Source organism: Amycolatopsis sp. NPDC004772, from assembly GCF_053601215.1.
This window is the reverse complement of the sequence record NZ_JBSGBK010000069.1, coordinates 37,834-48,424: the sequence shown is the minus strand read 5'-3', so window position 1 is coordinate 48,424 and position 10,591 is coordinate 37,834. Positions and strand designations below refer to the sequence as shown.

At 73.2% G+C, this 10,591-nt stretch carries 7 protein-coding genes; 1 reads left to right on the top strand and 6 read right to left on the bottom strand.

The window, feature by feature from the left end; genetic code table 11:
- Positions 1 to 64: 64 nt before the first annotated feature.
- The 6 genes from ACWEF6_RS31715 to ACWEF6_RS31690 all read right to left on the bottom strand — a co-directional run bounded on the left by ACWEF6_RS31715 (position 65) and on the right by ACWEF6_RS31690 (position 9,583).
- A complete protein-coding gene (locus tag ACWEF6_RS31715; protein ID WP_449686307.1) occupies positions 65 to 2,401 on the bottom strand; it encodes a glycosyltransferase family 4 protein in 2,337 nt (778 codons plus the stop codon).
- Complete coding sequence (locus tag ACWEF6_RS31710; RefSeq protein ID WP_449686306.1) at positions 2,398 to 3,516, bottom strand: hypothetical protein; 1,119 nt, start codon at positions 3,514 to 3,516, stop codon at positions 2,398 to 2,400. The genes ACWEF6_RS31715 and ACWEF6_RS31710 overlap by 4 nt, the downstream gene beginning before the upstream one ends.
- 24 nt (positions 3,517 to 3,540) lie before the next feature.
- Complete coding sequence (locus ACWEF6_RS31705; protein ID WP_449686305.1) at positions 3,541 to 4,809, bottom strand: alginate O-acetyltransferase AlgX-related protein; 1,269 nt, start codon at positions 4,807 to 4,809, stop codon at positions 3,541 to 3,543.
- Positions 4,806 to 7,139: a glycosyltransferase gene (locus tag ACWEF6_RS31700; RefSeq protein WP_449686304.1), complete on the bottom strand. Its 2,334-nt coding sequence runs from the start codon at positions 7,137 to 7,139 to the stop codon at positions 4,806 to 4,808. The genes ACWEF6_RS31705 and ACWEF6_RS31700 overlap by 4 nt, the downstream gene beginning before the upstream one ends.
- Before the next feature lies 1 nt (position 7,140).
- Positions 7,141 to 8,352 (bottom strand): hypothetical protein, encoded by a 1,212-nt coding sequence (locus ACWEF6_RS31695; protein WP_449686303.1) that lies wholly within the window; start codon positions 8,350 to 8,352, stop codon positions 7,141 to 7,143.
- A gap of 97 nt (positions 8,353 to 8,449) precedes the next feature.
- Positions 8,450 to 9,583: a hypothetical protein gene (locus tag ACWEF6_RS31690; RefSeq protein ID WP_449686302.1), complete on the bottom strand. Its 1,134-nt coding sequence runs from the start codon at positions 9,581 to 9,583 to the stop codon at positions 8,450 to 8,452.
- A gap of 257 nt (positions 9,584 to 9,840) precedes the next feature.
- On the opposite strand from ACWEF6_RS31690, the gene ACWEF6_RS31685 reads away from it, so the two are divergent.
- Entirely contained in the window at positions 9,841 to 10,464 is a 624-nt protein-coding gene (locus tag ACWEF6_RS31685) for a hypothetical protein (RefSeq protein ID WP_449686301.1), read from the top strand.
- The last annotated feature ends 127 nt before the right edge of the window (positions 10,465 to 10,591 follow it).

Genomic DNA, 10,591 nt, shown 5'->3' with positions numbered 1-10,591 from the left:
TCCCTGGGGGGGGGGGGGCCCCCCCCCCCCCCCAACGCCACATTGGGGCGTTTGAGGCGTGGGGTCAGCGGCGCCGGGCCAGCTCGGCCAGCCGGCGGTTGATCACCTTGGCGACCGCCGCGGGGCTGCAGAAGTCGCGGATCGCCTCGATCGCCTTCGCGCCCATTTCCGCGCGTAGCCGCGGGCTGTCGGCGAGCTTGCGCAGCCAGCGCGCGGCCTGGTCGACGTCCGCGTCCGCCCACAGCTGCCCGACGGTGTACCAATCGCCGAAGCCGCCGCCGAACCGGTGGTCGTTCGGGCCGATCGCGCGGGGCTCGTACCCGACGACCGCCGCCGCGCCCGGGGGCATGAAGTCGACGTTGCCGCCGAACCCGGTCGCCACCACCGGCTTGCCCATCGCCATCGCCTCGGCCATGCCGAGCCCGAAGCCTTCGGAGCGGTGCAGGGACGTGTAGACGTCACAGGTGGCCAGCAGCGTGTCCATGTCCGTGCGGGACATCTCGCGCCGCAGCAGCGTCCCGCCCACCGACGCGACCGCCGCGCTCAGCGAGGCGTCCAGCTCCGGGAACCGCTGGAGGTCGTTCACCTTGAACACCAGGTGCGCCTTCGTCCCGCGCTCCTCCGGCGGGAACGCCCGGCGGAACGCCTCGAGCACCGCCCACGGGTTCTTCCGGGCGTCGCTCGAGGACGCGCTGAACGTGAACAGCACGATGAGGCCGTCCTCGGGGAGGCCGAACTTCGCGCGGTCCCCGGTCACGTCGGGCGCCTGGGGGACGACGTTGGGCACCACGGTGATCGGGATGTCGGTCACCGTGCGGAAGGAGTCCGAGACGAACTGGGAGATCAGCCAGAGCTCGTCGATGCCCGGCAGGTGCGGCAGTGCGTGCACCGGCGGTTCCGGCAGCTCCCACGCCCACACCGCGATCGTGTAGCGGTCGAGCGCGTGCTCCGGGATCAGCTGCCACTCGTTGACGTTGACGAGCCACAGGTCGACGTCGAACTCCTTGCCCCGGCGCAGGGCGGCGACCTCCGGCGGCACCTCGATCGTGCGGAACGGCGCCTGGCTGTTGAACTCGGTGAACGTCAGCTCGGTGCCGTGCGTGGCCATCGCCTGGACGTACCGGCGAGCCGCCTCGGACAGGCCGGTGGTGGCGCGGACGTCGGCGAAGACGTTCACGCCGGGCCGCCGCTTTTCTCGCGGCGCCACGAAGTTCTCCGCGGCGGCGATCGCGTCGGCGTAGCCCTGCGCGGCGATCGCCCAGGTGGCGTTCTCCCCGGTCCACTTCTGCGCGAGCTCCCCGGCCGCGCGCAGCTCCTCCGGCCAGCACATGCCGCGTTCGAGCAGCCGGTACAGCTCGGCCGCCTCTGCCGCTGGTGACACGGGCACGGTCCAGCAGAACGCGCTGTCGTAGTGCCGGTGCTGCGGGAGGTCGCTGGTGATCACCACGCGCCCGGCGCCGAACGCCCGCAGCATCGTGCCGCTGGTCTCGCCCGCGGTCGGCCACCGCAGGCTGACCACGGCGTCGGCGGCCAGGATCAGGTCGTCGAGGCGGTCTTCGGACGGCGACAGTTCGAAGTGGACGGAGTCGGGGAACCCGCTCGCTTCGACCACCTGCCGCACCTGGTCGAGCACCCCGGCGTCCCCGGCGTGCCCGGCGATCAGGAGCCGCGCGTTGGGCCAGCGGCGGCGCAGCTCGGCGAAGGCCAGCACGGCAGCGGTCACCCGCCGGTGCCCGGCCAGGCTGCCGAAGACGCCGAAGACGACCTGGTCGTCGGTCCAGCCCAGCCCGGCCCGCACCGGCTCGCGGCGCGCGGGGTCCGGCAGCAGGGCGCCGTGCGGCACGGCGTGCACGGGAACCCCGGGGTACCGGGCACGCAGGAACTCCGCGGTCTGCGGGTCGTGCACGACGACCCCGCGGCTGGTCGTGACGAGCCGGCGTTCCAGGGTCAGCGTGCCGTGGTCGAGGGTCTTGACCCCGTCGACCTCGATCGCCGGCAGGCCGTGCAGCAGCGCCGGATCGTGCTGGTGGCCCCAGATCGGCCCGTGCGCGTACCGCACCTCTTCGCGGAACGCCTCGGAGGCGACGCTGCCGAGGATCCCCGCGTGGAAGTCCAAAAGGGACGGATCGTGCAGCACCACGACCCCCGGGTCCGCGATCGCCCGGCGGTAGATCTCGCCGTGGACGCCGGCGTGGTTGCCGATGTGGTAGACCGGCACGCCTTCGGACGGCTCGTCCGCCTCCAGCAGCCGGACGCCGGCCGGCACCCGGGCGCCCGGCGCGTCGGTCATCGCCGCGACGTCGAACAGCTCGGACAGGGCCTCGGTGAGGTGGTAGCTGTAGTCCGCGATCCCGCTGGTCCGAGGCGGCAGCGGGGTCCACATGGTGGCCCGGGCGGTCATCGACGGGCGATCAGGCACAGGCGCTCACCGAGACCGTCCGCGGCGGCCACCTCGCGGACGTCGACCTCCGGGAAGCCCGCCGCCTCGGCGACGAACCGGAGGTAGACCGGGTGCAACGGCTTGCGCGCGAAGGGATCCAGCTCGAACTCGGTGACCGCGCCGGCGCCCGGCGTCTCGACCAGCAGCACGCCGCCGGGCTGCAGCGCTGTCGCGGCGAGGTCGGCGAAGCGCGCGAGCGCGTCCGGCGTCCGGCGTTCGGCGAACCGGAAGGCGGTCACCGCGCCGAGCGAGCGGGCCGGCACGGCCGCCAGCGCGGCCAGCGGCTCCTGCGCGGCGACGTCGAGGCCGAGCCCCGCGCAGTGCTGCCGGACCAACTTGTTGTCCGACGCCGCCAGGGACGGCAGGTCCGCCGAGCGAAGCACCTCGAGCCATTCGCCGCGGCCCGGTGCGACGTCGAACACGGGGCCGTTGGCGCCCGCCTCCCGCGCTGCCGTGATGAGCGGCAGGTGCGTCTTGCGGGCTTCGCGCACGCGGCTTTCCGGCCCGTCGAGCAGCTGCGAAAGCGCGAGTTCGAGGAACGATTCGCGGTCGGCGACGTCCGTGGCGACCTCGGTGACCGGCTGCCCGGCCCGGACGCGGTCGAGCGCGACGTCCAGCTGGGCGTGCCGCAGCCGGGCATCGGCCGCCGCCGAGGTCAGCGCCGCGACCTGCGCTTCCAGGGCCTTCAGCCGCAGCTCGGCGTCGTCACCCTGCTCGGCCGTTTCCGCCTGCTGCAGCTTCAGCTCGGACAGCTGCGATTCGATCCGGCCGAGACCCGCGTACAGCCGCTGGTTCAGGCCCGCGGTCATGGTTTTGTCCTGCTGCCGCAGCAGTTCGACCTCGTGCGCCAGCTCGGCGTGGCGGACGGCGTCGGCCGGCAGCTCGCGCTGGGTGTGGTGCACGGCGGCGAGCGCGTCCCGGATGGCCAGGTTGGCCTCGATCTGCCACTTCACCTGGCGCTTCCACAGGAACCGCAGGGCCAGCCGGCCGAGCAGGTCGGTCCTGCGCAGCGGCAGGTGCAGCTCGCGGTGTTCGTCGAGGCGGGCCAGCGCGGCGGCCAGCTGGTCAGAAGACATGCACAATCCCACAGTTCGGCGCGGTCATCGGTTGAGCTCGCGGAAGATGTTCTGCTGCACGGACGGCGTCAGCATCGACGCGGCCCCGGCGATCAGCCCGCGCTCGGCGAACTCGACCACCACGACGTCGCTGCGCTCGAGCAGGTCGGCGATCGCGGCGCCGCTGTCGGAGTCGGACGTGCTGTAGTGCATGGCGGTCAGGTCGCGGAAGGTGGCGGCCATGTACGGCAAGGTGCGGATGGTGAAGGAGTCGCCGAGCCAGGCCGTGCGGAGCCCGTAGGTGCCGGTCCCGGACGCGGTGTCGGTGTGCACCGGCGGGATGTAGTCGCCGGGCATCGTGCGGGTCAGGTCGGTCCGGCCGTCGGGCATCAGCGCGTAGTGCGTGCCGTCGGTCAGCCCGGTCCGGCCGATCAGCCGGGGCAGGTCGGCCGGCAGCTCCCAGTTCTCCTTCGGCTGGACGCGCCAGCTCGACGTGATGCCCGGCCGGAGCTTTTCGGTGACCTCGCGGACCGCGGTGATCGCACCTTCGTCGTTCCAGTGGGCATCCAGCGGGCCGTAGAGCGGCTGGCCCTTGCGGTTGGCCCAGTCCTGGAGGGGTTTGCGCAGGTCGACCATGAAGTTCTCGGCGTCGACCCGGCGCCAGAAGTCGTTCTGGACGCTGTCGTGGCAGTCCTTGCCGAGGTAGTTGTCCGGCAGGTGCTCCGGGACCATGGTCGCCTTGTCCGGCGCGATGACGACGACGAGCTGGCGGCCGGACGCCTCGATCCCGTCCCGGAACTGGCGCAGCCGGTCGAACGTTGTGTCCAGGTTCTCGGTCGGCACGCAGTGGCTGGTGACCTCGTCGCCGAGGTACAGCCAGCCGTTCTTGCCCTCGATCACGGTGGGGAACTGCCGCGGGTCGAGCTTCGTGTCGCCCGGCACCTGCAGCGGGCCCTGCTGGTGTTCCTGGTTCAGCGGCGGCGGTTCGCCGAACACCCCGCGGCTGATGCCGTCGGCGGTGTGCACGGCCTGCTCGCGCAGCACCAGGTGGTCGGTGGCCCAGTTGCCGAGCTGCGGGAAGAACGACCAGCCCTGCCCGAGGCTCGGGAACGGGGTCAGCGCCCGGTTTTCGAACTCGCCGGGCCGCGCGCCGAAGACGACCGACAGGTTCGGCGTCAGGAAGAAGACGGTCGCGCAGATCAGCGCCACGAGCTGCTTCCCGCCGTGGCGTGGCCGGTAGAGCGCGTGCTCGCGGGGGAGGAAGGCTTCGTAGACCGGCAGCATCGTCTGCTGCGGACCGCCCGGCCGCGTCACGACGTCACCCGCATCCGGCGGGCCACCGGCCGCAGCAGGCGGCGGGCGCGGGCGGCCAGCGGCGACCGCGGCGGCGGCTCGGGTGCCTGCCGGGCGAGCCAGGTCCGGTGCGCTTCGCCCAGCCGCTCGCGCAGCCACGCCACCGTGACGTCCTCCGGGTGCGTGCGCAGGAGGTGTGCCCGGGCGGCGGCCCCGCGCCGGCGGGCTTCGGCCGGGTCGTCCGCGACGGCGCGCATGGCCTCGGCGGCCGCGTCGAGGTCCGGGTCGGCCCACCGGCCGTCACTGCGGTAGGGCGGCCAGCCCGGGCCGACGCCGGTCATCGTGAACGGCACCGGCCAGCCGGACTCCGGACCGAAGAACTCGGTCGTGCTCGAGTAGTCCGTCGCGATCACCGGCAGCCCCCTGACCATCGCCTCGGCCACCGTCAGCCCGAACCCCTCGCTCCGGTGCAGTGACACGTAGGCGTCGGTCCTGGCATACAACGTGTCGAGTTCGGCGACGGTGAGGTACCGCTCCACGAGCTCGATCCGCGCGTCGCCGTCGATCGCGCGCCGCAGCCGTTCGACCGCCGCGGTGTTCCGCCGCCCGTTGGTCGCCTTCAGCACGAGCCGGGCGTCTTCGCGGCCCGGGAAGGCGCGGCGGAAGGCCTCGACGACCCCCCACGGGTTCTTCCGGCCGCCGGTCGAATTGAAGTCGAAGACGAACAGGAACCGGGTGGTCCCATCTGGTTCCCGGGTGGCCGGGCCGGGGTCGGGCACCGGCACCGGAATGGTCCGGACCGGGACCGGCGAGTGCGCCGCGATCGCCCGGGTGGCGAACTCGCTGGGCGTCCAGACCTCGTCGACGAAGGCGAACCCGTCGTGCATCCCGGCCGGGAAGTCCTCGAGTTCCCAGGCCCACAGCCCGATCCGGTAGCGACCGGCGGTGGCGTCCGGGTGGCTGTCGACGACCACCCGCGTGAAGTCGGAGTTGACCGTCAGCAGGCTGACCCCGAACCGCGGCGGGCCGACGCTGTCCGGCGCGGCGAGCCCGGTGCGGACCGAGCCGGCGATGGACCGCTCTTCGACGACCGACACCATCGGGATGCCGGCCCGGACGATCATCCGCTGGATCAGCCGGGCCATCTCGCCGAGCCCGAGTTCGGCAGTGAGGAAGCCGACGACGTTGACGCCGAAGTCGCCGACCGGCGCCAGCGGTGCCGCGGCGGGGACCGGAAGCGCCCACTCGGGCAACAGGCCTTCGGCGACGCCGTGGGTCGCGCACCACTGCCGGAAGCCGGGCGCGCTTTCGCCGCGGGGGTGGGGGAACACCGCCTGCAGGTCGACGCGGGCGCGCCAGACCTCGGCCGCCAGCCGCGTCATCCCGCCCGCGGCGTCGACCGGGTTCGCCGGCTCGGTCAGCCACTCCCGGAATGCGCGGCCCCCGTCGTCGCCGAAGGGGTGCGGCGGCAGCTTTTCGGCCGGCTGGCCCGGTGTTTCCGTCCGTACCCAGGCGTCGTGGTAGAGCTGCCGCATCTGCGGGGTGAGCGGCGAACCGTCCGGCAGCGCGGAAAACCGGCTTTCGCCGGGCCGGCCCGGGCCGACGCGGTCGCCGTAGGCGTCGCACATCCGCCGCAGTACCGGATCCGCGGAGAGCCGCACCCGTGGCTGGGTCGCGCAGTCTGCCGACAGCAGCCAGGGCGCTTCGGGGTCGTAGCCGCGGAAGGCGAGGAACCGGCTTTCGGACGGCGAGCGTTCGTGCAGGTTCCAGTAGCCGACGGCGAGCCCGGGATCGCGGACGACCAGGTGCTCGAACGGACCGGGCAGCAGGTCCGGCCACCGCCAGGTCGCCGCCGTCCGGTGCGGTGGCCGCCGGCGGGCCCGGTCGGCCCAGTGGTCGAGGAACGGCCGCGCGGCGGGCCCGGCGGCGAGGAAGCCGTCGTAGACGCCCGGGACGTCCTCGGGTTCGAGACCGTCCCGCGGGAGCGGGGCCAGCAGCGCCGCCGCGACGACGACACCGTGGTCCGCCGCGAGCGCGCTGACGTCCTCGAACGGCGCGTGGACCTCGATGTCGGCGTCCAGCAGGACCGCGACATCGAACCGCTCGAGCAGGCTGCGCAGCAGGAGCGGCCGCAGGACGTCCACCAGGTCGGCGCCGTCGTGGCAGGTGACCAGCCGGAAGTACTCCTCCGGATCGAGGTCCAGCTCGCCGGGTGCGGCGCCGTCGTCGGCCACGAGCACGGTGAACTCGTGCCCGGGGTGGTGCGCGCGGTACGACGCGGCGAGCACCTCGGCGGCCCCCAGGCGCTCCCGGGTGACCACGGTGCAGGCGACGAACCGGCGAGCCGCCATGTCAGCCGTTGGCGGGCAGCTCTGCCAGCTGCTTCGCGAGGATCTCGTCGAAGGCCTGCGAGACCCCGGCCATGTCCGCCCCGTTCACCTGCACGCGGACCACGGTCTGCTTGTGCACGTAGTGGGCCCGGATCAGGGCGCTGCCGTCTTCCTTGACGAGCTGCACGACGTCGACGTTCGGCGGCGTCGTGCCGGTGTACTTCGTGAGCTTGTACTTCGCCTGCAGCGTCCCGAGCTTCTCGACCGCGTTGGCCGCGGCCGACGCCCCGGAGGTCTTCGCGGTGACCACGACGACGGTCACGCCGGAGGGCAGGTTCGACACCGACATCCGCGCGGTGGTCGGGTTCGCCGCGGAGAGGGCGTCGTTCTCCTCGTCGGTGAGGACCTTGCGCGCCTCGAAGTCGTCGAACTTCGCGAAGTCGGTGGTCTCCTTGACGTCGCCGGGGAGCTTGGCGATCTCGAGGTCGTCCTTCGGCTTCTGGGTCGGGGGCGGCGGCGCGGTGGACGACTGCGCGGCCGGCGGCGTCGGCTCGTTGCCGTTGCCGGAGAAGAGGAAGTAGCCGCCGACGCCGAGCCCGGCCAGCACGACGACCGCGACGACGATCGCGATGATCTTCTTGCCGCCCTTGGCCGGGGTCGTCTCGAACGACGGTTCCGGCCCCTGGCCGACCCAGCTCGTGTCGGCGGGGAAGTCCGAACCGCCCCACGGGGTGTTCGTGTTCTGCGCGGGCGCGGCCCACGGCATCTGCTGGTTGGGACCGGACAGGTGCGGCGGTGGCGCGTACTGCGGCTGCTGGGCCGGGAACCCGCCCGAACCGTGGCCGCCCGGGTGGTACCCGCCGGCGGTGGCCTGCGGCGGCACGCCCGGCACGACCTGCGTGCGCTCGGCGTCGCCCTGGCCGGCCGGCGCCCAGCCCTGCGGCGGGGGACCCTGCGGGACGGCCTGGGTGCGTTCGCCGTCGAAGGAGGTGTTGACGATCTGGGTCTGGTCGCCCGACGGCGCGGCCGGGGCCTGCGGCTGGCCGGGAGGCGGCGTCACCGGGGCGATGATGTGAGTGCTCTCCGACTCACTGGACCCGGTCTGGCTCGCCTGGGGATCGACGTTGACCGCCGCGGACAGCACGCTGTCCCGCCGCAGCCGGTAGTCGTCGGCCGAAATCTGACCCGCGGCCAGCTCTTCGTCCAACTGGCGTAGTTGCTCCTGCCAGGACAAACCGGGCCCCCTTCTCGTCAGCGTTGCCAGCCCAGCCAGCTCCCGCATCATTGTGCACTCAGCCCGGCCCGCCGAGGTCGGAAGGGTCGGTTCGGGGTCAGCTGACCGGGAGGACCGCCTCGAGCGCGTCCACGGCCTTGTCCAGTTCGCTGCTCAGCCCGGCCTGCCCGCGGTCCGGCTCGGCGATCCCGATGCTGACGACGTTGTTGCCGGAGCCGTACCAGGTGGTGTTCAGGAAGGTGTCGCGATCCTTCCCCGACACCGTGCGCAACGCCGACTGGACCGACCGGAAGCCGCCCGCCAGCGCGTCCTGGTAGAGCTTCTCGACGACGGCCTGCGCGTTGGCCGGGCTGCCCGTCGGCACGACCAGGACCAGGTACGAGACGTCGCCGTCGGCGGCGCCCCGGTAGATCACCTTGCCCGCCCCGTTGGCGCTCAGCAGGTCCGCCGTCGACGCCGGGTAGAGCCCCAGCTCCAGGCCCTTGGCCACGGACATCGTCGAGTTGTTCGGGTTCTGCTTGCCCGGCATCTGCGGCACCCGCTCGTCCAGCGGCGGGGTGCGGACGGCGTCGGAGCCGGACGACGGCGCGCTCGACGGCGAGGCCGCCTGGTCCGAGCCGGAACCGGAACCGAGCCACGCGATCCCGCCGGCGATCATCGCCAGCACCAGCAGCACGCCGAGGGCGAGGAAGAGCCGGACCGGACGCCGGCGGCCGGCCGATTCGTCCCAGCGGTGCTTGCCCGCCTCGTCCGGCGGCGGCGCCTCCGGCCGGGGCGGTGCCTGCTCCCCGCGCGGGTGCGTCGGCGGGAACCGGCTGAGCTGCGGCCGGTCCGGCAGCGGGCCCTCGACGCTCAGGTACCGCGTCGGGTTGATGTCCGCCGGGCTCGGCGCCGTGGTCAGGTGGTCCGCGACGGCGGGCACGCCGGGCCCGGTGCGCTGCCACGGCGGCGCGGGCAGCGGCGGGCGGACCTGCGGCCGGGACGGCTGGTAGCCCTGCGGGTTCGACGGCGGTTCCTGCCGTTGCGCCGGCAGGGCCTCCGTCGGCGCCGCGGGGTTCTTGCTCTGCCACGCGGTCGCGGGCCGGCGCAGGGGCGACGGGACGGGCGAGGCCACCGTCGAACCGGAAGCCTGCGCGAGCAGCTCGTCCCGCTGCTTGCGGTGGGCGGCGGGCTCGATGCGCCCCGCCGCCAGGTCCGCGTCCAGCCGGCGCAGGTCGTCCTGCCAGCTCATGAGTAGACCCCCATCCACCGTTCGGGGCATCAGTCTGGCACGCGCGGCCGACCTGAGAAGTTGCTGTTCGAGGTTGATCGGCAACGTAGCGCACGGGACGCCGTTTCGGGAGTCCTCCGCGCGGACGATCCCGAATCGTCGCCGCGGGGGCACCGGGACGTGCCGCCGTCACCCGTCAGGACCCGGAAACTGTCGTACATGTGTTCTAAAATTGGCGTTGTCCAGGGGAGATGCCGCCCGCGACCGCGGGTGGCGTGATGGAGGAAGGCAGGGCCATGGCCTACATCACCCTGTCCACGTTCGTGGGCTACAGCGCGAGTTCCGGGCCGTCGCGGTCGTCGTTCGTCCGGCGGCAGCGCCGCCAGTACGAAGATCCGGCGCGCGCGGCGTTCAACTACTACCGGCGGGCGGCCAACGCGGTCCGCTCCGGCCGGGCGGCCAACCAGGACGAGGTGGCACTGCGCGCCCTCGTCAACGCCGCCGACGAGCGGACGAAGCCGCACTACGCGGCGATCGCCGAGGGCTGGCTGCAGTACCTCGGCCGCAAGTCGCCGAAGCTGGTCGAGGTCGGGCGCGGCCGGTGCCGGATCGGGGAGCTGGAGATCGGCGTCAGCCCGCAGATGGGGTTGCGCAAGAGCGACGGCCGCCGGTACGCGACCTGGCTCTACTTCAAGGAGGAGCCACTGGCGAAGGCGTCGGCGCAGCTCGCGCTGTGGGTGCTGGAGGAGGCGATGCCGGACATCCTCCCCGGCGGCGAGGCGCTGGTGATCGACGTCCGCCGCGGGAAGGAGTACCAGCTGTCGGCGCGCGACCGGGCCCGGATGCGGCCGTGGGCCCGCAGCGAGGCCTCGGCGTTCCTCACCCTCTGGGACGCGGCCTGACCCGGGGAGGCGCCGGGAGTCGTCCCGGCGCCTCCCCCGTCGTGACCAATTGGCCGAACCCACCCGGATGAGTGACACACCTCGCGGCGGACCGGCCGGGACTGGACAAACCGGAGGCCGAACACGA

Coding starts and splice junctions, on each gene's coding strand:
- ACWEF6_RS31715 (WP_449686307.1), bottom strand. CDS start 2,401: ATGACCGCCCGGGCCACCATGTGGACCCCGCTGCCGCCTCGGACCAGC.
- ACWEF6_RS31710 (WP_449686306.1), bottom strand. CDS start 3,516: ATGTCTTCTGACCAGCTGGCCGCCGCGCTGGCCCGCCTCGACGAACAC.
- ACWEF6_RS31700 (WP_449686304.1), bottom strand. CDS start 7,139: ATGGCGGCTCGCCGGTTCGTCGCCTGCACCGTGGTCACCCGGGAGCGC.
- ACWEF6_RS31690 (WP_449686302.1), bottom strand. CDS start 9,583: ATGAGCTGGCAGGACGACCTGCGCCGGCTGGACGCGGACCTGGCGGCG.
- ACWEF6_RS31685 (WP_449686301.1), top strand. CDS start 9,841: ATGGAGGAAGGCAGGGCCATGGCCTACATCACCCTGTCCACGTTCGTG.